Raw genomic sequence first — 23,112 nt, 5'->3', positions numbered from 1 at the left:
TTCATATAAAATATGGTATATTTGCACGCAATTAATCCGTAATTGCAATGGAAGCCCATCTTTCAAAAATTGTTGGCGAGGGATTGACCTATGACGATGTCCTCTTAGTGCCTGGTTATTCAGAAATACTTCCCAGAGAAGTAAGCATTCAAACCAAGTTTACAAAAAATATAAGTATCAATGTTCCTATTGTCTCTGCGGCAATGGACACGGTTACCGAATCACAAATGGCCATTGCTATGGCTAGAGAGGGAGGTATCGGTGTGCTCCACAAGAACATGACCATTGAACAACAGGCCAATAAAGTGCGAAAGGTAAAAAGGGCGGAAAGTGGTATGATTATGGACCCCGTTACTTTACCATTGGATTCTTATGTTAAGGATGCCAAGGCCAGTATGAAGGAACATAGTATTGGTGGCATCCCAATAGTTGATGATGAACAAAAATTAATTGGTATTGTAACCAATCGCGATTTACGGTTTGAGAAAAATGAAGAAAGGTCTATTTCTGAAGTAATGACTTCCGAAAATCTGGTTACCGTAAGTGAAGGTACATCATTGACTGAGGCCGAGGTTATTCTACAGGAAAATAAGATTGAAAAGCTTCCTGTAGTAAATGATGACAATAAGTTGGTAGGGCTAATTACCTTTAGGGATATTACCAAGCTCACTCAAAAACCTATTGCCAATAAGGACCAATATGGAAGACTTAGAGTAGCAGCCGCTATTGGGGTAACCCCAGACTCAGTAGATAGGGCAGAGGCACTGGTAAATGCAGGTGTAGACGCCATTGTAATAGATACTGCACATGGGCACTCCAAAGGAGTTGTTAGAGCTTTAAAGGCGGTAAAACAGAAATTTCCTGAACTCGATGTTATTGTGGGCAACATAGCCACTGGTGAAGCAGCAAAATATTTGGTAGAAGCAGGGGCCGATGCTGTAAAGGTGGGTATTGGACCTGGTTCAATATGTACAACTCGAGTAGTTGCAGGGGTAGGATTCCCTCAATTTTCCGCAGTGTTGGAGGTGGCTGCTGCTATTAAAGGTACTGGAGTACCCGTAATTGCTGATGGTGGTATTCGATATACTGGAGATATTCCAAAGGCCATTGCGGCTGGAGCCGATACGGTAATGTTGGGTTCTTTGCTGGCTGGGACAAAAGAATCTCCAGGCGAGACTATTATATATGAAGGACGAAAGTTTAAATCCTATCGTGGAATGGGTTCGGTAGAAGCCATGAAAGAAGGTAGTAAAGACCGTTATTTCCAAGATGTGGAAGACGATATCAAGAAATTAGTTCCGGAAGGTATTGTAGGTCGTGTACCTTATAAAGGAGACCTTTTTGAAAGTGTCCACCAATTTATTGGTGGCCTTCGTGCTGGTATGGGTTATTGTGGCGCCAAAGATATTGAAACTTTAAAGGAAACCGGACGATTTGTTAAAATAACAGCGAGCGGTATCCATGAAAGTCATCCGCATGATGTGACTATTACTAAGGAGAGTCCGAATTACAGTAGATAATTTGAGTTATTTGCTCGCCTTATCGTACTCCTTCCAATCTTGGTTTTTGTAAATGTTATCTCCAAAATATCGAGCGATTTTTAAGAAGGGTTTGGCTTTTTGATATCCTGGAACAGGAGAAAGCATATTTAGCTTTTCATCAAGAAATACTACCGTTGGATAGCTCATCTTACCTTGAAGCAGCGCTGCTGCCAATTCATGATATCCTCTTCTTCCAGAAGGCACGTATTTGAAAGTTTTACCTTGATATTCGATAGGGTCTTTTCCTTCGGCATCAAACTTTACCATGTAAAAGTTGTCTTGCATATAAGCCGCAACCTCAGGGTTTTGAAAAGTATCTTTATCCATTTTTTTGCACCATCCGCACCAATCGGTGTAAACATCTACAAATATTTTCTTTGGATTTGTTTCGTTTTGTGTCAACTGGACAGCTTCTTCCCAACTTATCCATTCAACAGATTGGGCTTGAGCGTGAAATCCAGACACCAATAAAAGTAATAAGCTGGTTTGGGAAAAAAGAGTAAAAATAGAACGCATAAGCATGATTTTGAGGGTTTAGTCCTTGGACTCTATCAAAACTAACGAAAATTATGCCAAAATAGTGTTCAGGAAAATAGTTCCAATATTAAGATAAGCGTGCCCATTAGCAAACATAGTGGTGAGTAATAACGAGTATCCAGAGCGGAAAATTTACTGTCTTTGGAAGTTTTGAAAAAACCCACGTATTTGAAATCACCAAGGGCTCTAACAAGAAAAATGACACCTATGCCAATAGAAACATACTTAAGCCAATAGAAATCTAGGTACATTACCACCCTGTTCAGAAAAACAAGTGCAAAACCTAGTAACGCCAAACCAACCAGGGCCGCGGCAAATTTCCCCGGAGTTTTTACCTTTTGCTCAGAGCCAATAGCGGGTACCACCTTTTCTGGGTTTTTAATTCCAAATAGCGACCAATAAAAATGTAGCACGGCCAAAAAAGTAAACGTGATGGATATAAATATGGCCAATACATCCATGTCCTACTTCATAACAGCTTTAACTGTAGGCTTTTCAAACAATTCTTGGATATCAACTTGGTTATGAAGTATGTCATCAAAAGTCTCCCTTTTTCTAATCAAATGCGCTTTTCCATTATACCAAAGTACTTCGGCAGGACGATATCTTGAATTATAGTTACTGGCCATGGTAAAGCAGTAAGCCCCTGCATTCTTAAAACATAGAATATCACCTTCGGAAATCTCATTGATTCTTCTATTGCTGCCAAAAGTATCCGTTTCGCAAATATATCCTACAACGGAATAGTAACGCTCTCTTCCTTCAGGATTGGATATGTTAGAGATTTCATGATTGGAACCATATAACATAGGACGAATCAAATGGTTGAAACCAGAGTCGATACTGGCAAATACTGTGGATGTGGTTTGCTTTACCACATTTACTTTGGCCAAAAAGTATCCCGCTTCACTGACCAAGAATTTACCAGGTTCAAAAGCGAGGGTTAGCTCTTTACCGTATTCTTCGCAAAACTGGTTGAAACGGGTGGTAAGCTTCTTGCCCAATTCCTCAATATTGGTTTCAATATCACCCATTTTATAGGGCACTTTGAATCCGCTCCCGAAATCTATGAATTCCAAGTTTTTGAAATTTTTGGCGGTTTCAAATAATATTTCAGAAGCATAGAGGAAAACATCAATGTCCAAAATATCGCTCCCTGTGTGCATATGAATTCCATTGATATTCATATTTGTAAGCTCAACAATACGCAACAAGTGTGGAATTTGATGAATACTTATACCGAACTTGGAATCGATATGCCCCACAGAAATATTGGAATTTCCACCGGCCATTACATGTGGGTTGATACGGATACATACAGGAATATTTGGAAACTTATTCCCAAATTGTTCCAAAATGGACAGATTATCGATATTGATTTGAACTCCTAGAGCCGCTGCTTCCTCAATTTCTTCCAAGGAAACACCATTTGGAGTATAAATTATGGATTCCGGTTTAAAACCGGCCATCAAGCCTAATTTAACCTCTTGAATGGAAACCGTATCCAAACCTGCGCCAAGTTTGTTCATCAAACGGAGCACGGCAATATTGGAAAGAGCCTTTGCGGCGTAATTCAAGCGAAGTTTGCCTACTCCAGAGAACGCGGTGCTAAGGCGATTGAACTGTGATTCAATCTTATTCGCATCATATACGTATAAAGGTGCATCAAATTCTTTGGTGATTTCTAACAGGGTATTGGAATCCATAAAAATAAACTTTTGACAAATCTAACAGAAGAAGTGAAGTTCTACAAGAATGCATTTTTTAATTAATATTAATATAACAAATTGTTATAAAAATAACAAAACAATACAACATATATTCTTGTCACTTCTATGCGGTCATTGTAAATTTAGGACAAATATTCAGCATGACATTACCCCTATTCCCGTTGCAGTCCGTGTTCTTTCCAGGAGAAACGGTACCTCTCCATATTTTTGAAGAACGCTATAAACAACTTATCAATGATTGCAGGAATGAGGCCATAACTTTTGGAATCCCGGTCTATATCAATAACTCCATTGCGTACGGAACAGAGGTACAGTTGGTTGAAGTAGTAAATACTTATGAAGGAGGAGAAATGGACGTAGTGTGCATAGCACGTCAGGTGTTTCGGGTTTTGTCCTTTGAGAATCAAATGGAAGGAAAGCTATATGCTGGAGGGGAAGTTGAGTTTTTGGATGTTGAAAATGATGCCAATGATACCCTTCGGAAAACCGTTTTGGACAAGATTGAAAAACTATATGACTTAATGGAAGTGCCCTTTACAAAGACCTCACCAAAGCAGTTCAACAGCTATTCACTTGCCCATAAAATGGGTTTGTCTTTCCAACAAGAATATCAGTTACTTCAAATACCCAAAGAAACGGATAGGTTATTGTTTATTCAAAGACATTTGGAAACAACTTCAGCGGTTCTGGAGAGTATAAACCGTACAAAATCCACAATAGAAATGAATGGACACTTCAAGAATTTTGACCCACTCGATTTTAAAGATTTTAAAGTATAAGTTCTTTAGGGTAATTACCTTTCGTTTTCTATTTTTGTCAGCAATTAAAAGTTACTTCTAAATGAATCTTCACGAATATCAAGGAAAAGAGATTTTGGCCAGTTTTGGTGTGCGAATCCAACGAGGCATTGTAGCCAGAAATGCAAAAGAAGCTGTGGATGCAGCCAAACAATTGACTCAAGAAACCGGAACAGGATGGCACGTTATCAAGGCCCAAGTACATGCTGGAGGCCGTGGTAAAGGAGGAGGAGTTAAGTTGGCCAAAAACCTGAAAGAAGTTGAAGAGCTGGCTGGAAGTATCATTGGAATGAATTTGATTACACCCCAAACTTCGGCAGAAGGGAAAAAAGTGCACCAAGTTTTGGTGGCAGAAGATGTTTATTATCCTGGAGATAGCGAAACCAACGAGTTTTATATGTCTGTTCTTTTGAACAGAGGTACCGGTAGAAATATGATTATGTACTCCACCGAAGGAGGAATGGACATTGAAGAGGTTGCAGAGAAAACACCACATTTGATTTTTACGGAGGAAATTGACCCGGCAACAGGTTTGCTTCCTTTTCAAGCGAGAAGAATAGCTTTTAATCTTGGGCTTTCTGGGCAGTCCTTTAAAGAAATGCTCAAATTTGTCTCGGCCTTATACAAGGCATACGAGCAAAGTGATGCCAGTTTGTTTGAAATTAACCCCGTTTTGAAGACCTCGGATGATTTGATTATGGCGGTGGATGCCAAAGTTTCTATCGATGATAACGCGTTGTACAGAAGAAAAACGTACGCAGAAATGCGCGATTTGCGTGAAGAGAACCCGATTGAGGTTGAAGCACGTGAGGTTGGGTTGAATTATGTAGATCTTGATGGTAATGTGGGTTGTATGGTAAATGGTGCAGGTTTGGCCATGGCAACCATGGACTTGATAAAAATGGCTGGTGGTGAACCTGCCAATTTCTTGGACGTAGGCGGAACTGCAGATGCCAAACGAGTGGAAGAGGCTTTCAGGATAATTTTAAAAGACCCTAATGTTAAGGCTATATTGATTAACATCTTTGGAGGAATTGTTCGTTGTGACAGAGTGGCCCAAGGTGTTGTGGATGCTTACAAAAATATGGGAGACTCCATTAAAGTGCCAATCATTGTAAGACTGCAAGGTACCAATGCAGAATTGGCCAAAGAAATTATTGATAATTCAGGTTTAGCGGTACACTCCGCGGTGCAGTTCCAAGAAGCTGCCGATAAGGTAAAAGAAGTGCTTGCCTAAAAAGGAAGAACATAACATGTATAGAAGGGCTTGATTTTTCAAGCCCTTTTTTTTGTGATAATTTTTTCTTAATCTCAAAAAGAAATCCCAATTCGATACCAAACTTGTGTTAAACACTCTTTTTTCTAGAAACAATTTTGAAAATTGATGATACAATTCAAATCAATTAATATTCATCATTAATCAAAAAACAGTATGGGAAAATTAAGTTTAACGATAGCTTCGGCTATTATGTTAGTGTCAAGCAGTGTTTGGTCTATCGCTCCGAAAGAAAAAGTTGAGGTAAAAACCTTATCAGAACAAATTCATCAAATTTTGGCCCAGAATTCCATTTATGTGAAAAACAAGGATTTGACTGCAAGAGTCCTGTTCACATTAAACGAAGACAAACGCATTGTCATTTTGGCTATCAAAACGGACTATTGGGATGTAAAAGGGTTTCTTAATAGAAGATTGGATAAAAAGAAAATGGACATAGCTCATTTTGAAGTTGGGGAACAGTTTGTAGTTGATGTAAGATTGACTTCATAGTGTGTTGTATTAGATGTTTTATCCAAGGAAGGGTAATGTTGAGTTAACATTACCCTTTTTATGTTCACTTAATAGGTGTAGCACACTAAATTCATATATCTTGAGTTATCCATAGTAGACCTCCAACTCAGGAAGATTATGGATTCTTACCAAGAAAAACTGAATATTTTATCCGAAATGATTGCTTTTGCAAGAGTGGACCAATCCATTAAGGATTCGGAATACCAGTTCTTGGTAAAAGTAGCATCCAACCTTGGTATTGACAAAACTACCTTTGATGAATTGTTGAAAAAGAAAACGACAAAGCCCGTTCTAAAATCCCAAGCCGAACGTATCGTTCAATTTCATAGACTCCTCTTATTGATGAACATTGATGAGGAGCAGCATGAAAAAGAAATCAATTCACTGCACACCATGGGCCTTAAAATGGGATTGCCTCCAACCGGAATCGCCCAGGTTTTGAAGGTGATGCACAAGTACCCCAACAAAATTGTTCCCCCAGAAGTCCTCATAGATATTTTTAAAGCACAATACAATTAATGACATAGTGTCATTATGTTTTATTAATAAAATGCCAAAATGACATTAAAAACGTGTTGGTATGGCATTTGAACATGGTATTACGATTTTAATTCTAAATAAAATTGATTTACCATGAGTATCGTAAAAAGAAATAATCTGTTTTTTCCTTCAATCGTAAATGATGTTTTTGGACCGGATTGGTTCGGAGGAGTGGATAAGTTACATACAAATCTTCCTGCCGTAAATATTAGGGAAAACGAAGCTGGCTTTGAATTGGAGTTGGCCGTTCCAGGTGCTAAAAAAGAAGATTTTAAGGTTGAAGTGGACAATGAATTACTTACCATTTCCAGCGAAGGAAAAACTGAAAATGTTGAGACCAAAGAAAACTTTACAAGAAAGGAATTCGCTTATACTGCATTTAAAAGAGCATTCACTTTACCAGAGACCGTTGATGGTTCCAAAATTGACGCAACCTATGAAGATGGAATTCTGAAACTGGCATTACCCAAAAAAGAAGAAGCTTTGCCTAAACCCAAAAGATTTATTGAAATAGGGTAGGGTAAATAAAAAACACCAACGTAGGTGTTTCATGATGATTGGTTTAGTTGGTTAGTTTGAAGGCGCGCCCATGTATGGGCGCGCTTTCTTTTCAGTCCTGTTCTTGGAGTAATTTGATTTCGTCCCGCAATTTGGCCGCCTCCATAAAATTGAGTTCTTTGGCGGCTTTTTCCATGGCCTTTCGTTTTTCCCGAATCAATTTTTCTTTTTGGTCTTGGGTTAGATACTCCAATTCTGGTTCAGCTGCGCGTAATTCCTCTTTCTGATAATGGTATGTGGAAACCGAATTTTTGGCGAGTGCATTGTCTAAATTTTTGTTTAGAGCCTTGGGAACAATATTGTTTTCGGTGTTGTAGGCCATTTGTTTATCCCTTCTGTAATTGGTCTCATCAATGGTTTTTTGCATACTGTCCGTTATGGTGTCCGCATACATTATTGCTTTTCCATTGAGATTCCTTGCTGCCCTACCCACGGTTTGAGTCAATGATCTATTACTCCTTAAAAAGCCTTCCTTATCCGCGTCCAAAATAGCGACCAAAGATACTTCCGGTAAATCCAATCCTTCACGTAGCAAATTGACCCCAATCAAAACATCAAACAATCCTTTTCTCAAATCTTGCATTATCTCCACACGTTCCAAGGTATCCACATCACTGTGAATGTAGCGACAACGGACTTCAATCCGTGCAAGGTATTTGGCCAATTCTTCTGCCATACGCTTGGTCAAAGTGGTCACTAAAGTACGTTCGTCCAGTTCAACGCGCTTTTGTATTTCTTCCACCAAATCATCTATCTGGTTTTTACTTGACCTTACTTCAATTTCAGGATCTAGTAAACCTGTGGGCCGTATCACCTGTTCCACGTAAATCCCTTCACTTAGTTGAAGCTCATAATCTGCAGGAGTAGCACTCACATAGAGGGCTTGGTTCTGAAGTGCTTCAAATTCTTCAAATTTAAGAGGGCGATTGTCCAATGCTGCTGGAAGACGAAACCCGTATTCCACTAGATTTTCTTTTCTGGAGCGGTCTCCTCCATACATAGCATGTACTTGCGGAATGGTAACGTGACTCTCATCAATAACCATTAGATAATCATCTGGAAAATAGTCTAAAAGACAGAAAGGACGGGTTCCAGGTTCTCTACCGTCCAAATATCTTGAATAGTTTTCTATTCCCGAGCAGTATCCCAATTCCCGAATCATTTCCAAATCAAAATTGGTACGCTCTTCCAACCTTTTGGCTTCCAATGGCCTTCCAATCTCCTTGAAGTAATCGATTTGTTTTACCAAATCATCTTGTATTTGGATGATTGCATTTTGAAGAATATCTGGAGAGGTAACAAACATGTTGGCTGGATAGATATTGAGGTTTTCGTAGACTTCAATAACATTGTTGTTAAAGGGGTCTAATGCCTCAATTTCTTCAATCTCACCCCCAAAAAAATGAATCCTGAAAGCATGGTCCGCATAACCAGGAAAGACATCAACCACATCCCCTTTGACCCTAAAATTACCGTTCCTGAAATCTGCAGTTGTCCTAGAATATAGACTTTGAACCAATTGTTTTAAAAATTTAGTTCTTGAAATAACTTGATCTCTATGAATTGAAATCACATTTTTTTGGAATTCGATTGGATTTCCAATGCCATACAAACAAGAAACCGATGCTACTACGAGAACATCCCTTCTACCTGATAACAGAGAAGAGGTAGTGCTCAATCTTAGTTTTTCAATGTCTTCGTTTATTGATAAATCCTTTTCAATATAAAGTCCACTGGTCGGGATGTAGGCTTCGGGTTGATAGTAATCATAATAGGAAACAAAATACTCTATGGCGTTATTTGGAAAAAACTGTTTAAACTCAGAATACAATTGAGCTGCCAAAGTTTTGTTGTGTGCCAAAACCAATGTGGGTTTCTGAACGGATTCAACAACGTTGGCAACCGTAAAAGTTTTTCCAGAACCCGTAACTCCTAAAAGGGTTTGATGGGGCTCTCCTTGATTGATTCCGCTTACCAGTTGCTTAATGGCCTGAGGTTGATCTCCCGTAGGTTTAAAATCCGATACTACTTGAAATTTCATCCTCTAAAATTACGAAAGCATTGTACTAAAATGAAGGAAGGGAAACATTATCTTTTAAGGGTAAAATGACCTTGAAAGATTCGATTGTCTGTATCGATTGCCCTAAACCAATAGTCTGAAGATGGTAGTGGCCTCCCATTGAAAGTGCCATTCCATCCTTCGGAATTTTGAAGCATTTGAAATAAAAGTCGACCAAATTTATCAAAAATAGATATGGAGGCAAATTGGACTTCCTCCGCATTGGGTGGAAGTTCAAATCTCCAAAAATCATTTATTCCGTCTCCGTTCGGAGTGAAAAATTTGGGAAAACCTTCCGACACCAAATCTTGGGATACATCTACGGGCAATGTACACCCATCTAGACTGGTATCCCGAACGTAGACTATATTATTACCCCGGGGTATGTTTGAAAACACATTGCTGTTTTGATATGGACCATTTATATCATTTATGGCATACTCATATACTCCATTACCACTAACATTGACCGTTAGCGTCAAATTATCACCGATACGTTCTACATCCACAGAATTTACTGTAGGCCCCGGTGCTACATTCACGGTAAAGATTTGCGAAGAGGTACAGGGAATATTATTGCCATTGGCATCTACAAAATCAGTTACATCCAATCTGTAAATTCCACCTTCACTTATTTGTACTTCTGTAGTTTCAGAAAGCAATTCAATCTCCGACCCTTGGGAGGTAACTCTTGCCCAGCGATAACTTTCAGCCAATGTGTCTGTGGAAAGCGTTAAGGGCTCCGAATTTTCGCATAGTGTAAAACTCTCAGGAAAATCCAGTTCTGGAAAAAAAGATACAAAGTCTCCAACGGAAGGATCAAAAAAGGGACCACACCCAACCGATGTGGAAAAACTCTCCTCAATACAATCAGTTGCTTCCACAAAGTCATTGAAAGGTACAATCTTCATGAAAAGAAGAGTGTTTGGGTCAAAATTGATCACAAATGTTGAATTGGTCCTAAAAACCCTTTCCCGTACTATTTCATTTCCTCCAGGAGTGGTACCAATAGTAACTCGATATCCAGTCGCCCCAGGCACTTCTTCCCATTGCAATAAAGGGGTCAAAGGTACATTTGTTGCTCCATCTATGGGGAATGTCAGTCGAGTACAATTCAGACTCTGGGCTACAACCGCTGTCCTAAAAGATTCAATAGTACAATTCTGGGCTTGCCCATTATCATTAACCGGTGTGATTTGAACAAATATATCTGAATTAATGGGTAAGTCGTTTGGTGGATTGTAGCGCAACACGTTGCCAACATTGGTTTCCGGTAAAATCTCACTTCCATTTAGGGTGGTGCCAATACGCAGCAAATAAGATGTTGCACCGGGTGCCAGATTCCATCTTAGATTTGTTCTAAAATTAACGTCAAAATCCCCATTTTCAGGAAGACTTAACTGGGTACAGCTTGGTGGTGTTGTAACATCCTCTGTTCTAAAAGATATGCTTGGACATACAATGTTCTGGTTGGGATCACTAAAAAAAAACAGGGTGATTGTGACAAAAATCTCTGTGTTTTCAGGTAAACCGAATGGTGGGGTATACGAAGTACTGGTGCCCACTGCCGCTTCATTTACAATATCTCTTCCACCTGGCGTAGTTCCAATCGAAATATTATAACTGGGAACGTTAATAACCTCTTGCCATCTGATAGTGGCATTAACGGGAACATCGGTTGAACCTGGAACTGGACTTAAAATCCGGGGACAACTTTGGGCAAACGCCCAAAAGGGTAAAAAAACCCAAACTAAGAGGAGCAATTTTTTTAGCATTTGACCAAAATCAAACACTACAAGATACTACAAATCCCGTTTCTTTAATAATGCATAGGATAAATAGATGAAAAGGGCCGTCCAAAAGATTACGACCAAAAATTCATACCAATATACCTGATAATCAAACTTCATGTTTTCTCCAATCTGTTGTCCGATGTTCTGTACCGCGGATAAACGTGTGAAAGGTTCCTTGATTAGATTCGTCATGGATTCCAAAGGAAAGAAGTCTTTAATTCTTTTAGCTGCATCCCAACTCATTACCTTCCATCCTAGAAGACCAAAAACAATTTGTTCCAAAATGGCCCATAGAATCAAAAAACCAAGTGCAAAAGCTGAGCGCTTTACAAAAATACCTAGGAACAAGCAAAAAGAAAAGAATCCGACCAGCTTCACAAAAAAGGCCAGTAGAAATTCCAAATCTGAAAAAATGATACTGATTTCATTGTAATCTGAGTAAATCAATCCTAAAATCAAGGACACTACAAACACGAAAACTGTAGAAATCAGTGAGAAAGAAATGACCGTCAGAAACTTGGATAGTATAAACTCTTTCTTAGACAAACCATCAATAAGATTCTGTTTTATGGTCTTGTTGCTATATTCATTGGCCATCATAGAAACAATGACAATGGCAAGGAAAAGCTTGAACAAGGCCGTCATAAATGTGTTGAAATGCCAGATATACGGGAAATTAAAGATTCCCTGGTCCGCCAGATGAAATTTTACGGGACCAATATCAAATTTAATCGCTGCAATTAATGCAATGGAAGTCAGTAACACAAAATAGGAAGATATAAGGATTTTACTGGCCCTATTGTTCCACAGCTTGATGAATTCTATTTGTAATAAGCGTACCATTCGTTTTTTGATTAGTTGTTTTTGGTTAAGGCCAAGAATTGTTCCTCCAAGCTCTCTTTACGTTTTACCAAGTGGGAAAGTACCATGCCCTCTTCGAAGAGTAGCTTGTTCAAGGCTTCGGCATTCATTTCTTCCTTTAAATATGCGGTTAGTGTACCATTTTCCTGGTTGATTTTTCCAAAACTGGCATGCTTGTCAAGGATATCTTTAAGTTTTTCCATATTACTGGTTCTAAGCTCAAAGAAACCGTGGCTGGCCAGCATTTCGTCCACTGGACCTGAATATAGTTTTTCACCTTTTCGCAGGATGACAACATGGGAACATACTTTTTCCACTTCATCCAATAGGTGTGATGCTAGAAGAATTGTAGTGCCCTGATTGGCAATTTTCTTGATGATTTCTCGAATCTGGTGGATACCTTGTGGGTCCAATCCATTGGTTGGCTCATCCAAAATCAAGATTTCGGGGTCGTTCAATAGGGCTGAGGCAATAGCCAATCGTTGTTTCATACCCAAAGAATAGGTTTTGAACTTGCTGTTTCTGCGTTCCCAAAGTCCAACCAACTCCAGTTTTTCTTGGATTTTGTCTTCAGATACTTCCTTTATTTTGCAGACCAGTTTTAGATTTTGAATGGCAGTCATGTATGGGTAGAAGTTGGGGCGCTCAATTATGGCTCCTACTTTTTTTAATGCTTCGTGAGTAGAAGTTTGTCCATTAAACCAGCTAAAATCCCCTGAAGTTCGGTTGACTACGTTCAGGATTATTCCCAAAGTGGTGGATTTTCCACTTCCGTTAGGTCCCAGAATACCATAGACATTACCCTTCTCTATGGAAAAAGAAAGATTCTTTACGGCTGTGAGGTATCCGAATTTTTTGGTTAGGTCGTTAACCGTGAGTATCGTGCTCAAAATGACGTCGTTTTTTGATTTGTTTGTAGTAACTTGACGAGATATGTTCGTTTTTGTTACAAAATAGGGGAGGAATGTCAGAAGAAAAAATGATGTCTAAGAAAAAACCGGCGTATCCAGTGAACAAAAAATTGGATGGATACCTGAGCCGGTACAGTCGTAAAATTGAGATTCCAATTTTTTATGAAGATCTACTTCGTTTTTCTGGATCTATTATTGTTTACGATTCGGAAGGAGAAGACACATTATGGGTGAGGGTATACTATTCTGATTTTGAACGGGAAGAAATAGATATCAGTTTGAAGAAAGTCTATTCCATATTACATTCTGATGGCTCAGATCGCATTTTGGATTACTTGACCGTTGATGCCGTTGATTACTGTACGTTTGGCAACTCCAAACCTTTTCGGATAAAAATCAGAAACATCCTGAACGATAACTACACCTATTTCTATGTAAAAAAGACGGATGCTTCACGAGTTTATGGATTGGAGCTTGAACATATGTTGTCACCATATAATCTGAACTTTTTGGTTTATGGGGATACATTGATTGAAGAACACATTGCCGGAATTCCTGGTGATCTTTTCATTCAGGATATGTTGCCAAAATGTACGGAAGCAGAAAAAGCGCAATTGGCCAAAGAGTTTGTAAAATTTAACGAAAGATGCATGATTCGCTTGTTAGGTGATATGAGGTCCTATAATTACGTAATCGTACCCGTACATGATTTTGATCATGTGGTCTATAAAATACGCGCCATTGATTTTGACCAACAGTGCTTTGAAGGGAAACTCAAGGTATATCGCCCTCAATTCTTCAAGGAAAACTTCCAAATGGTGGAATTGGTGCGTTCCAAACTCCAAAAAAATTCTGTGGATCAATATAAAATTGAAGAACGTTCCATTGTTGCCAAGCGAATTATCAGTTCAGGAAACCGGATTAAACGTCTGGTAGGAATTTCCAAGACAGATGATATTTCCCTTGAAGAAAACATTGAAAGGCTGAAGATGGAGATTTATGAGTTGACCAAAGACCTCAATTTCAAAAAATGCAATACCATGGGAGAGGTATTATCTCTTGCTCTTGATTTTGTAAAACGAAACTACCAGGATGTAAACATGACCCAGATTTTAGGGTAGATTTAGCTTTTCTGCTCTTTATTGAAATAGACTAGGTAATAATACATCTGACGTTCTTCATCCCAACCTTTTTCCACGAATTTTTCTGCAGATTCTGGATTAATAAAATCCATTTTTATCTGAATATTCGTATCCAGCTGAATCACGTTTTTCATTTTCTTTCGTGCGTCGGAAACTGCCTTGTTGGCAATGTCGAAGTTGGATACGTCTTCAATGCTATACTTCGGTCCTTTTTCGACCTTGTAGTGCTTAAACTCGGGAATTAATTCCGGGTTTTCCATCACCTCGTTCAAGAAGGAGCTTTCCTCAAAGGCATCATTCTTTGCGAAGTGGTTCACTGCACGATTCATAAAAAGCACTTCCTGTTGTTTGTCCTCCGCTGGTAGAACTACATCCTTGGCAAAGTTTTGACAGAACTTCAAGTAGTTTTTGGTGTAGAAATTTTCATCCGTTAGTGGAACAAGTCCCAAGAAGTTTTCCAGCCAATATTTGGCATCGTAGCGATTGCTGTCCACGGACAATACTTTGTACCCCTCTTCTTTATCTGTATTGAAGATAATACAACCTTTATCCAACTTATTGATGTTGATTCCTTGTCGCACTAAGATTTCAAGGTTATCCGTGCGTTCTTCAAACTCAAGAAAATCATGCTTTAACTCACTCTTAAAAATGCCTATTGCATCTGTCTTTTGATTGTCAAGAACCACGTCGGTAAAGTGGGCAATGTATACCTCACCACTTTTTATATGGGGATGATTGGATTGTTGATACAGGTGTTGTGTTATTTTTTTTGAAATCTCGTGAGAAGATGAAGTGTTCAAGAAAAGCTCCGATGCTAACTTGAAAACCTCATTGAACTCTATGTCAACCTCATTGAAAAACCGAAAGTAGTTTTCCTCCTTTTCTCGAAAAGGCTTAAAGAAATACTCCTTGAGCAACCCAGCCATTTCATCAGAAAGAGAGAAAGGAGAGTTAGACAAAAAAATAGGTTCGTTTTTACTTTTGTTCCCTACCCGGTGAAGGGAGATGCTTTCAATTTGAGTAGAATACAGGTTAAGCATGAATGTTTGTTGGGTATTGTTTTTAAAGTGTAGTTACTAAATATAGCTAGTTCCAGTTTTCGTCAAAATCCAAATCCTCATAGCTATCGATATCGTCATCTAAATTCATCATGGGATTGGGATTGGACTCAAAACTCTTTTCAGGGGGTGAGTCAGGTAACTCCCCAAAGCTGAATAACAGATTGGGATACGTACTTCCATCCTCTTTTTCAACAACGTCCGCCAATTCCACAAAAAAGGTCCACATGCTTAGAAAATCATAGACATAAATGAGCTTTGGGCTTTCCTCGGTCAGCACATCGCTGAGCAAGGTATTAGACATCAATCGTACATTGGAACCATTTTCACCCATATCAAAAAGCGCAATTTCCTCATCTTGATTCCATTCCTCATCACAGGTGTAAAAAGAGGCCATTTCATTTCCCATAAACCCAAAAGCTTGGGTGACAGCGTTGTGAAAATCCTCCAAAGTATTGGTATCCTCGACTTCAATATCCCTAAAAATATCCTCCTCGGCATCAAGGATAATCCTGATTTTATATATCATCCCAAAAATTTTGAGTGAATGCAAAGTTAATAAGTTTTAGCGGTAGTTTTTGAGCTGAGTGCATTCAAAACCAGACTAAATTGAAATCCGAAGAGTACTGAGGCCAAAACTAAGTGGGCGGGTTGACTGCCAAAGGGGAAATCAATATAATACATACTAATTCCGGTAAGCACTTCCAATCCAATTATGACCATAACCCAATTGATTTGAACAAGGTTGGCTTGTTTTTTCTTCATAAACCACCATATGTATCCATTTACGAGTAGGACGATAATGGAAAGCGAGCGATGCACATAAAACTGAAGTGTTGGGTTTTGTAGCCATAGATTTTTTGCATTTTCTCCGACCAAATCAATTTGTTCATCCACAAACTGACGTACCTGTGTTCCCAATATAATTTGAACCAAAGTCAGTAAGAGTGCTCCAATTAAAAATATTCTAAGCTGGGGAACATACAAAGAGTCCTTTACTGATTTTGTGAGATGAATGAGGTAAATCAATAGGGCAACAATGACCAGAGCCATGACCATATGCAATGTGATTTTTACCGGTTCAAGTACAGAATACACTACAGTTGCGCCCAACCAGGCTTGAAAACCCATGCCAAAAACCACTATCCATGCAAAGAGAGTTATTCCTTTTTGGGTTCTCCAAAATTTAAATGAGTATAAAGCAAGTAACAAAGTAGCCAGTCCAGCCAAGGCTCCAAGTAATCTATTTATGTATTCAATCCACGTATGCCACACATTGAAAATGGCATAATCGTGTTTGGTGTATGTGCTCCAATTTGAAGCATTGAATGAGTCTTTGGTATTGAAATCCGCATTGGCAATGAGAAGGCTTTCTTCTTTTATAATTACCTGACCCTCTTTAAATGTTTTGTTTGGTTCCCATTGAAGGGTTTTTTCTTCCGTAGGGGGTATGTAATATCCAAAACACTTGGGCCAGTCTGGGCAACCCATACCACTTCCGGTCATTCGAACTACCGCACCAGCAACAATGACCAGATATACTAACACCAAACTTACTTTGGCCAGCTTTTGAAACGAAATAATCATGATGAAACAGGTTTAAGTCCAAGTGATTCTCCCTTTTGTAACATGAACTGGAAAGCTGCTTCATGTTCATTGGGAATTTCCCCCTCGAGGATGGCTTCTTTTATAGCTTCCTTAATTACTCCGATTTCTTTGGAAGGTTTAAGATTGAAGGTTTTCATGATTTCTTCCCCGGTCACCGGCGGTTGAAAGTTTCGAATTTGATCGCGTTCTTCTACTTCAACTATTTTCTTTCGTACAATTTGAAAGTTGTTCTTGTATTTTCGCTGTTTTTTAGGATTCTTTGTGGTAATATCTGCCTCACAAAGCGTCATAAGATCATCAACGTGGTCTCCCGCATCAAAAACAAGTCGACGAACAGCAGAATCCGTTACATTCTCTTCTGCAAGAATGATGGGTCTGGAACTCATCAAGACCATTTTTTGAACAAACTTCATTTTATCATTCAAAGGCATGCGAAGTCTTTTGAACAACTTATAAACCATCTTGGAGCCTACAAACTCATGACCATGAAAGGTCCAGCCTACTTTTTTGCTGAACTTTTTTGTAGGTGCTTTTCCGATATCATGCAAAAGAGCGGCCCACCGCAACCATAGGTTATCTGTTGTTTTTGCAATATTGTCTACAACTTCTAACGTGTGCCAAAAATTGTCTTTATGTTTTTGTCCCTCCACTTCTTCAATGCCTTGAAGAGCCATCAACTCCGGTAGGATGTAAGGCATAAGTCCCGTTTCGTGAATTAACTTAAGACCTATTGAAGGTTTGTGACTCATCAATATTTTATGAAGTTCGTCTATTATCCGCTCTTTGGATACGATTTTAATTCGCTCCTTATTTTCGGTTATCGCTTGTAAAGATTGCAATTGAATATTGAAGTGCAATTGAGATGCAAATCGAATGGCGCGCATCATGCGAAGAGGATCATCCGAATAGGTAATGCTAGGCTCAAGTGGCGTTTTGATTAGTTTTCTTTTTAAATCGCCTAAACCATCAAAAGGGTCTAAGAGTTGACCATAATTTTCTTTATTAAGAGATAAGGCCAAAGCGTTAATGGTAAAATCCCTTCTGTTTTGGTCATCTTCCAAAGAGCCATTTTCAACTATGGGTTTACGACTGTCCCTTTGATAACTCTCTTTTCTGGCACCTACAAACTCGACTTCAAAGTCTTCATGCTTGATCATAGCGGTGCCAAAGTTTTTGAAAACGGATACTTGTGGATTTCCTTTTAATTTGGAGGCTACCTTTTGCGCCAATTGGATTCCGCTGCCAATGGCAACTATATCTATATCCTTGGGAGTACCTCGATTTAAGAGGTAATCCCTAACAAAACCTCCGATTACATAGGAATCCATATCCAATTCTTCCGAGGCTTTCCCGATAAGCTTAAAAATAGGATGTTGTATGGGTTTTTTATGGAATTCCTTCGTCATCTACTCCCTGATTACCTTTACTTGACCATCATTGCTTAGCTTAATGATGGACGATGGAGGTGCGTTTTTGTTCTCCAAAGGCAAATTTACCACATAGTCCACTCCTTTTAAAATTTTTGGACTAATCGATTCGAAGTTTATAGGGGTAGGTTCTCCGGAAATATTAGCAGAGGTGGATACGATGGGTTTACCAAATTTTTGAATCATGCGTTGGCAGAAAACATCAGAGGCTACACGAATGGCCAATGTGTTATCCTCGGCAATCAAGTTTTTGGCAATGCCGATGGGTTCATCAAAAACAATGGTAGTAGGCTTTGTGGCATAGTCCATAATGTCATAAGCGACATCAGGTATCTGTTTTACATATCTTTCCAACATAGCTTGATGGGCTACCAAACATACCAAAGCTTTGCTGTCGTCTCGATTTTTTAAGGCATATACTCTCTGTACTGCACTTTCATTGGTAGCGTCACAACCAATTCCCCAGACAGTATCTGTCGGGTAAAGTATAAGGCCTCCCTTTGAAATAATCTCAGTTGCCTTTGATATGTATTCTTTATAATTTTCCAACTATTTGGAGTTGTGCAGTTGTTTTAGTTTTTTGTATCTGCTATATACACCTAGAGCATTTAGATAACAAATAATGATTCCCTTTTTGCCATCCAAAATACCCAATCTCAGAATGTAATTGTTGAAAAACTTATAAAAAGGCCGAAATAGGAAATGATAAAACCTTGCTTTATTCCCTTTTTTGAATTCTTCCTGGGCCTTCATTTCGCCATATTTTATCATTTTCCCCTTATAATCTTCATAATTTGAATAGGAATAATGAATGAGTTTGTTCTTCAAGGTTCCAGAATCTCCATTGACTATTAGTGTTTCATGAACAATCTTCTCTTTGTCAAAATGTACCCGACTCTTTTTGAAGAGTCTATAGTTTTTATCAGTTTGCCATCCGCTAAAACGCAATACTTGATTTTCAAACATGAATTTTCTTAGAAAATAATATGCTGAAACATCATTATCCGCCCTATTGGTGGTTTCTAAAATTTCGTCTCTCAATTCGGGAGTAATTCGCTCATCGGCGTCTAGAAATAAAATCCAATCATGTTTAGCTTGAGAGAGAGCAAACTCTTTCTGATCTGTATAATTTTTGAATTCTCTTTGAATTAGTTTGACACCTTTATGATTTTTAATTTTTTCAATGGTATTGTCCGAGCTGTAGGAATCAACTACTACGATTTCATCGGCGAAACTCAGATTTTCAAGTACCGCATCGATATTTTTCTCCTCATTAAGGGTGATTAACAGAGCCGATATACTACTTTTTACCTTATCCATTCACCAAATAGTCTTCAATTTTTTTTAGTTGTTTATTCCTGTCAAAGTTCTCTTGAATTTTTAAGAAACCATTTAAGCCCATCTTGGTTCGTAATGCATCATTTTTTTGTAGTTCCACAACTTTATCAGCAAAAGTTTCTACATCATTACATTTTAGAAGGTATCCTGTTTTCTCATGGTCTACCAGTTCGGGATTGCTGCTAATGTCAAATGCGATTATGGGTTTTTTACATAATGCGGCCTCTGCCAAAACATATCCAAACCCTTCCCATAATGAGGGTAAAACAAAAACATCAGCTTGAAGGAGAAAGGAAATAGGGTCTTCTACGAAACCGGCCAATAAGACCTGTTGCTCCAATCCGTGTTCTGCTATCATAGCTTCCAACTCGTTTCTTAAGCGACCCTCGCCGCCGATTATTATCTTGAACTCCAGTCTTCTTTTTTTTAACTCTAAGGCCAAGGGAATCAAAAATTTTTGATTTTTTTGATATTCCAACCTGCCAAGGTTGACCAAAGTGAAGTCTTTTTTAGAGGTTTTGTTCTCTTTCCTTACTGTATCTAAAACATCAATTCCATTGTAAAGAACTGTAATATCATCCTCTGGGAAAAGACTTCCATTGTTCTCTAAAACGGTTTTTTTTGTAGCTATTGAGTTTGCTAGGACTTCCGTTATTACATTTTTAAACAAAAAGCGATTTAGCCAGCTATCCCGGATAGGTATTGCACTTCCCCGACGATAAATTATACGTTCAATGTTTGCTTTTTTAGCTGATGGACCAGCAATCTTTACATCTCGGGAAAGATTCATAATGATTGCCCTAACATTATTTTTTTTAAGCAGGTTCTTAATCTTGAGATGTTTGAAAGGATTTAAGAAACTGAGATTGGTCAATTTTATTCCTAAACAAGGAATTTCGGCTTTAAGCAATTTTTGATAAAGTACACTTTGACTATGCGCTATGACCAGAACATTATGTCCGTTTTTATGTAAATAATCACTTACTTCAAAATGCCATTTTTCTCCACCACCCCATGCCTTTGCCGTATTAAAAAAGCATAACCTTTCCATTTAAAGAACAGATTTGTAAAGTTCTATCAAATTATTTGCCACATTTTCATCCGAAAATCGCTGTGCATAGTTATATCCTTTTTCAATCATAGAATTACGAAGTGATTCATCATCAATCAATTCTTGAAGCTTGTCCCTTAATTGTTCCCAATCATTAGGATCAATATATGCGGTATGCGGTCCTCCTGCCTCAGGAAAGCACCCTCCTTTTGATGTAACCACTGGGGTCTTGCTAAAAAGTGCTTCTATTATCGGTATGCCAAAACCTTCACAAATTGAAGGGTAACAAAAAACACTGGCTATCTGATAGATTATGGCTAAATCTGCTAAGGGCACGTTTTTTAAAAAGTGAACTCTATCATCGAGATTATAATCATCCACATATTTATGGACCTTTTTTGCATATTTCTTTTCGCTCCCGATGATAACCAAATGTAAATTTGTGTGTTGTATGGCCTTTACTAGGGTCAATACATTTTTGCGTTCCTGAATGGTGCCAACATTTAGAACGAACTCTGAGGGAAGGCTATACTTTTTTACGATTTGTTGTTTTTCTTTCTCCGTGTATTGGACTTTATATGCACCATTACACCCTTGGTAAGCTACCTTTATTTTTTCTTCTCCTACCTTCAGATATTTTATGATGTCTTTTTTGGTTTGTTCGCTAATGGCAATTACTAAATCAGCTCTATGGGCAGCATATTTAAATTTTAGCTTATAAATAAGCCTATCGAAAGGATTGTAATAATGAGGATGACTTAAAAAGATAAGATCATGAATGCTTACAACTGAAGCAATTCTTTTAGATAATCCAATTGGAATTTCTCCAGATAGTCCGTGATAAATATCAGGGTTGTCTAAAACAATTTGTTTGTTAATGGCGAACATTCTCCACAGGGAAGAAAGCTTTTTCCAAAACCAACCTTTGGGATAGATAATCGAAACTTTATCTTGCGGAAGTATATTTTCTAAACTGGATTTTTTTGTATTAAAGAGAAAGAAACGTTCGATGTTCGAATTCTGATGTAAAATACGGACAACTTCTCTACCATAATTCCCTAGCCCGGTATTATTATGGAAAATCCTTTTTGCATCATAACTGATTCGCATTCTTAACTTTAGTTTTAACTGATGATTCGTAAAAGTAATTCAAAATAACCATTCATACTTCTAAATCCATTCGTCTTTATCTAAAACCAAGAAATTGCTGAGTCCAATGATTTGAAATGAAAAAACATGATAATCAATTAGAAAACTATCAAGAGATTAAGTAAGCCAAGGTAAAACTTGAACTATTTTACCATTAACTTATAAAAATTAATTAGGTGAAATCTTCTATGAAGCGAGTAAAGAAACTTTCTTGTTAGGTTTTGTGTTAATTGATTTAGTTTTTTGGTTAAAGTTTGGCAACGTTCTGGTTTGATATACGGTTCGTGTTTTCAGAATATGCAACATTCTATAACGTTCATGAACGCTAAGGGCATTGAGCCAACAAATCTGGAAGCCCTTTTCCAAATCGAAAACACCTAATCTTATAATATAGTTGTACAAAAACCTCCATGTAGGTTTCGCCCATAGTTTGAAATAGTTAAAAGACTTTCCTTTTCCAAACTCTTCTTGAGCACGCAAACCACCATACCTAAGCATTTTTCCTTTGTAATCTTGGTAATTCTTGTAACAATAATGAGTTAAGCGGTTTTTCAAAATGCCTGATTTTCCATTAACTTCAAGGGTTTCATGAACAATCTTTTTTGCCGTGTACTTAGCTTTGCTCTTTCGAAAAAGTCTATGGTTTTTATCTGTTTGCCAACCACTAAACCTAAGAGGTTGGTTCTTGAACATAAATTTTCTATAAAACCAATAAGCTTCACAGGCATCAGGTTTTTGGATGGTCTGTTGAATTTCTTTTCTAAGGGCAGGTGTAACCACTTCGTCAGCATCAACAAATAGTGTCCAATCATTTGTTGATTGGCTCAAAGCATATGACTTTTGCGCAGTGAAATTTTCGAAAGGATGCTGAACCACCTTTACCCTAGGATGGTTTAACAAATACTCATAGGTTCCATCAGTACTGTAAGAATCCACAACTAAAATTTCATCAGCAAATGAAATAGATTCTAGACACCTTTCAATGTATCCTATCTCATTATAGGTAATGACGAGCGCGGAAAGTTTTGGTGCAGCTGATAGAGACATAATTTATTGGTATTTGCACGTTGTTCTACAAAACTATAACAAAAAAATGGGCTAAAAATTGTTCGTGAGGTTATTTTCTTACAAAACAATTCAGAATGCTTAAACCCTACTTTTTCATAAAATTTTAACAATTTAGGTTGTAATAATTTAGATGGCAGGTATTGATGAAGGTTGCG

The 23,112-nt window shown here is 38.1% G+C and carries 23 protein-coding genes; 7 read left to right on the top strand and 16 right to left on the bottom strand.

The features are described from left to right. Window positions 1-47: 47 nt before the first annotated feature. Window positions 48-1,520, top strand: a complete 1,473-nt coding sequence (gene guaB / locus ACOKFD_RS06485) for an IMP dehydrogenase (RefSeq protein WP_422860492.1) — start codon at window positions 48-50, stop codon at window positions 1,518-1,520. Between the two features lie 6 nt (window positions 1,521-1,526). On the opposite strand, the gene ACOKFD_RS06480 is transcribed toward guaB, so the two are convergent. The 3 genes from ACOKFD_RS06480 to lysA all read right to left on the bottom strand — a co-directional run bounded on the left by ACOKFD_RS06480 (window position 1,527) and on the right by lysA (window position 3,784). Then, a complete protein-coding gene (locus ACOKFD_RS06480; protein ID WP_422860491.1) occupies window positions 1,527-2,057 on the bottom strand; it encodes a thioredoxin family protein in 531 nt (176 codons plus the stop codon). Window positions 2,058-2,125: 68 nt separating this feature from the next. Continuing rightward, the gene (locus ACOKFD_RS06475) at window positions 2,126-2,539 is read right to left on the bottom strand and encodes a DUF3995 domain-containing protein (RefSeq protein ID WP_422860490.1); all 414 of its coding nucleotides are present in this window, start codon (window positions 2,537-2,539) and stop codon (window positions 2,126-2,128) included. Window positions 2,540-2,542: 3 nt separating this feature from the next. Then, window positions 2,543-3,784 carry a diaminopimelate decarboxylase gene (gene lysA, locus ACOKFD_RS06470; RefSeq protein WP_422860489.1) on the bottom strand — a complete coding sequence of 414 codons (1,242 nt, stop codon included), beginning with the start codon at window positions 3,782-3,784 and terminating at the stop codon, window positions 2,543-2,545. A gap of 164 nt (window positions 3,785-3,948) precedes the next feature. On the opposite strand from lysA, the gene ACOKFD_RS06465 reads away from it, so the two are divergent. From ACOKFD_RS06465 to ACOKFD_RS06445, 5 genes are all read left to right on the top strand, one after another. Beyond that, window positions 3,949-4,587 (top strand): LON peptidase substrate-binding domain-containing protein, encoded by a 639-nt coding sequence (locus tag ACOKFD_RS06465; RefSeq protein ID WP_422860488.1) that lies wholly within the window; start codon window positions 3,949-3,951, stop codon window positions 4,585-4,587. A gap of 61 nt (window positions 4,588-4,648) precedes the next feature. Beyond that, window positions 4,649-5,842 carry an ADP-forming succinate--CoA ligase subunit beta gene (gene sucC, locus ACOKFD_RS06460; protein ID WP_298999550.1) on the top strand — a complete coding sequence of 398 codons (1,194 nt, stop codon included), beginning with the start codon at window positions 4,649-4,651 and terminating at the stop codon, window positions 5,840-5,842. A 195-nt stretch (window positions 5,843-6,037) separates the two neighbouring features. Further along, entirely contained in the window at window positions 6,038-6,373 is a 336-nt protein-coding gene (locus ACOKFD_RS06455) for a hypothetical protein (RefSeq protein WP_422860487.1), read from the top strand. 138 nt (window positions 6,374-6,511) lie between these two features. Continuing rightward, window positions 6,512-6,913, top strand: coding sequence for a TerB family tellurite resistance protein (locus ACOKFD_RS06450; RefSeq protein ID WP_422860486.1), 402 nt, complete (start codon window positions 6,512-6,514; stop codon window positions 6,911-6,913). 114 nt (window positions 6,914-7,027) lie between these two features. Next, window positions 7,028-7,453, top strand: a complete 426-nt coding sequence (locus tag ACOKFD_RS06445; RefSeq protein ID WP_422860485.1) for an Hsp20/alpha crystallin family protein — start codon at window positions 7,028-7,030, stop codon at window positions 7,451-7,453. Window positions 7,454-7,544: 91 nt separating this feature from the next. Here ACOKFD_RS06445 and uvrB read toward each other — a convergent pair whose 3' ends face one another. From uvrB to ACOKFD_RS06425, 4 genes are read right to left on the bottom strand one after another with little or no spacing between them, the layout of a single operon-like run. Beyond that, the gene (uvrB, locus tag ACOKFD_RS06440) at window positions 7,545-9,533 is read right to left on the bottom strand and encodes an excinuclease ABC subunit UvrB (RefSeq protein WP_422860484.1); all 1,989 of its coding nucleotides are present in this window, start codon (window positions 9,531-9,533) and stop codon (window positions 7,545-7,547) included. 47 nt (window positions 9,534-9,580) lie between these two features. Further along, the gene (locus ACOKFD_RS06435) at window positions 9,581-11,326 is read right to left on the bottom strand and encodes a T9SS type B sorting domain-containing protein (RefSeq protein WP_422860483.1); all 1,746 of its coding nucleotides are present in this window, start codon (window positions 11,324-11,326) and stop codon (window positions 9,581-9,583) included. Between the two features lie 27 nt (window positions 11,327-11,353). Next, window positions 11,354-12,187 carry an ABC transporter permease gene (locus tag ACOKFD_RS06430; RefSeq protein WP_298999538.1) on the bottom strand — a complete coding sequence of 278 codons (834 nt, stop codon included), beginning with the start codon at window positions 12,185-12,187 and terminating at the stop codon, window positions 11,354-11,356. Window positions 12,188-12,198: 11 nt separating this feature from the next. Continuing rightward, the gene (locus ACOKFD_RS06425; protein WP_298999537.1) at window positions 12,199-13,095 is read right to left on the bottom strand and encodes an ABC transporter ATP-binding protein; all 897 of its coding nucleotides are present in this window, start codon (window positions 13,093-13,095) and stop codon (window positions 12,199-12,201) included. Between the two features lie 74 nt (window positions 13,096-13,169). On the opposite strand from ACOKFD_RS06425, the gene ACOKFD_RS06420 reads away from it, so the two are divergent. Continuing rightward, window positions 13,170-14,237, top strand: coding sequence for a hypothetical protein (locus ACOKFD_RS06420; protein ID WP_422860482.1), 1,068 nt, complete (start codon window positions 13,170-13,172; stop codon window positions 14,235-14,237). A gap of 2 nt (window positions 14,238-14,239) precedes the next feature. Here the strand turns inward: ACOKFD_RS06420 and ACOKFD_RS06415 are convergent, their stop codons facing one another. The 9 genes from ACOKFD_RS06415 to ACOKFD_RS06375 form a co-directional block, all read right to left on the bottom strand. Continuing rightward, complete coding sequence (locus tag ACOKFD_RS06415) at window positions 14,240-15,298, bottom strand: nucleoid-associated protein (protein WP_298999533.1); 1,059 nt, start codon at window positions 15,296-15,298, stop codon at window positions 14,240-14,242. A gap of 46 nt (window positions 15,299-15,344) precedes the next feature. Beyond that, window positions 15,345-15,845 carry an IS1096 element passenger TnpR family protein gene (locus ACOKFD_RS06410; RefSeq protein WP_422860481.1) on the bottom strand — a complete coding sequence of 167 codons (501 nt, stop codon included), beginning with the start codon at window positions 15,843-15,845 and terminating at the stop codon, window positions 15,345-15,347. 26 nt (window positions 15,846-15,871) lie between these two features. Continuing rightward, a complete protein-coding gene (locus tag ACOKFD_RS06405) occupies window positions 15,872-16,903 on the bottom strand; it encodes a COX15/CtaA family protein (RefSeq protein ID WP_422860480.1) in 1,032 nt (343 codons plus the stop codon). Beyond that, window positions 16,900-18,330, bottom strand: a complete 1,431-nt coding sequence (locus ACOKFD_RS06400; RefSeq protein WP_422860479.1) for a CCA tRNA nucleotidyltransferase — start codon at window positions 18,328-18,330, stop codon at window positions 16,900-16,902. The genes ACOKFD_RS06405 and ACOKFD_RS06400 overlap by 4 nt, the downstream gene beginning before the upstream one ends. After that, window positions 18,331-18,900: an L-threonylcarbamoyladenylate synthase gene (locus tag ACOKFD_RS06395; RefSeq protein WP_422860478.1), complete on the bottom strand. Its 570-nt coding sequence runs from the start codon at window positions 18,898-18,900 to the stop codon at window positions 18,331-18,333. Then, entirely contained in the window at window positions 18,901-19,671 is a 771-nt protein-coding gene (locus ACOKFD_RS06390; protein ID WP_422860477.1) for a glycosyltransferase family 2 protein, read from the bottom strand. Beyond that, complete coding sequence (locus ACOKFD_RS06385) at window positions 19,664-20,740, bottom strand: glycosyltransferase (protein ID WP_422860476.1); 1,077 nt, start codon at window positions 20,738-20,740, stop codon at window positions 19,664-19,666. The genes ACOKFD_RS06390 and ACOKFD_RS06385 overlap by 8 nt, the downstream gene beginning before the upstream one ends. Next, window positions 20,741-21,850, bottom strand: coding sequence for a glycosyltransferase family 4 protein (locus ACOKFD_RS06380; protein WP_422860475.1), 1,110 nt, complete (start codon window positions 21,848-21,850; stop codon window positions 20,741-20,743). It abuts the gene before it with no gap. A gap of 225 nt (window positions 21,851-22,075) precedes the next feature. Continuing rightward, window positions 22,076-22,936, bottom strand: coding sequence for a glycosyltransferase family 2 protein (locus tag ACOKFD_RS06375; RefSeq protein WP_422860474.1), 861 nt, complete (start codon window positions 22,934-22,936; stop codon window positions 22,076-22,078). Window positions 22,937-23,112 lie beyond the last annotated feature (176 nt).

Source organism: Flagellimonas ulvae (assembly GCF_049333175.1).
Lineage (GTDB): Bacteria > Bacteroidota > Bacteroidia > Flavobacteriales > Flavobacteriaceae > Flagellimonas.
This window is presented reverse-complemented; position numbering and strand designations above follow the sequence as displayed.

Coding starts and splice junctions, on each gene's coding strand:
- ACOKFD_RS06455 (WP_422860487.1), top strand. CDS start 6,038: ATGGGAAAATTAAGTTTAACGATAGCTTCGGCTATTATGTTAGTGTCA.
- guaB (WP_422860492.1), top strand. CDS start 48: ATGGAAGCCCATCTTTCAAAAATTGTTGGCGAGGGATTGACCTATGAC.
- ACOKFD_RS06420 (WP_422860482.1), top strand. CDS start 13,170: ATGTCAGAAGAAAAAATGATGTCTAAGAAAAAACCGGCGTATCCAGTG.
- ACOKFD_RS06405 (WP_422860480.1), bottom strand. CDS start 16,903: ATGATTATTTCGTTTCAAAAGCTGGCCAAAGTAAGTTTGGTGTTAGTA.
- ACOKFD_RS06380 (WP_422860475.1), bottom strand. CDS start 21,850: ATGCGAATCAGTTATGATGCAAAAAGGATTTTCCATAATAATACCGGG.
- ACOKFD_RS06475 (WP_422860490.1), bottom strand. CDS start 2,539: ATGGATGTATTGGCCATATTTATATCCATCACGTTTACTTTTTTGGCC.
- uvrB (WP_422860484.1), bottom strand. CDS start 9,533: ATGAAATTTCAAGTAGTATCGGATTTTAAACCTACGGGAGATCAACCT.
- ACOKFD_RS06375 (WP_422860474.1), bottom strand. CDS start 22,936: ATGTCTCTATCAGCTGCACCAAAACTTTCCGCGCTCGTCATTACCTAT.
- ACOKFD_RS06415 (WP_298999533.1), bottom strand. CDS start 15,298: ATGCTTAACCTGTATTCTACTCAAATTGAAAGCATCTCCCTTCACCGG.
- lysA (WP_422860489.1), bottom strand. CDS start 3,784: ATGGATTCCAATACCCTGTTAGAAATCACCAAAGAATTTGATGCACCT.
- ACOKFD_RS06410 (WP_422860481.1), bottom strand. CDS start 15,845: ATGATATATAAAATCAGGATTATCCTTGATGCCGAGGAGGATATTTTT.
- sucC (WP_298999550.1), top strand. CDS start 4,649: ATGAATCTTCACGAATATCAAGGAAAAGAGATTTTGGCCAGTTTTGGT.
- ACOKFD_RS06445 (WP_422860485.1), top strand. CDS start 7,028: ATGAGTATCGTAAAAAGAAATAATCTGTTTTTTCCTTCAATCGTAAAT.
- ACOKFD_RS06430 (WP_298999538.1), bottom strand. CDS start 12,187: ATGGTACGCTTATTACAAATAGAATTCATCAAGCTGTGGAACAATAGG.
- ACOKFD_RS06385 (WP_422860476.1), bottom strand. CDS start 20,740: ATGGAAAGGTTATGCTTTTTTAATACGGCAAAGGCATGGGGTGGTGGA.
- ACOKFD_RS06450 (WP_422860486.1), top strand. CDS start 6,512: ATGGATTCTTACCAAGAAAAACTGAATATTTTATCCGAAATGATTGCT.
- ACOKFD_RS06435 (WP_422860483.1), bottom strand. CDS start 11,326: ATGCTAAAAAAATTGCTCCTCTTAGTTTGGGTTTTTTTACCCTTTTGG.
- ACOKFD_RS06390 (WP_422860477.1), bottom strand. CDS start 19,671: ATGGATAAGGTAAAAAGTAGTATATCGGCTCTGTTAATCACCCTTAAT.
- ACOKFD_RS06465 (WP_422860488.1), top strand. CDS start 3,949: ATGACATTACCCCTATTCCCGTTGCAGTCCGTGTTCTTTCCAGGAGAA.
- ACOKFD_RS06400 (WP_422860479.1), bottom strand. CDS start 18,330: ATGACGAAGGAATTCCATAAAAAACCCATACAACATCCTATTTTTAAG.
- ACOKFD_RS06480 (WP_422860491.1), bottom strand. CDS start 2,057: ATGCGTTCTATTTTTACTCTTTTTTCCCAAACCAGCTTATTACTTTTA.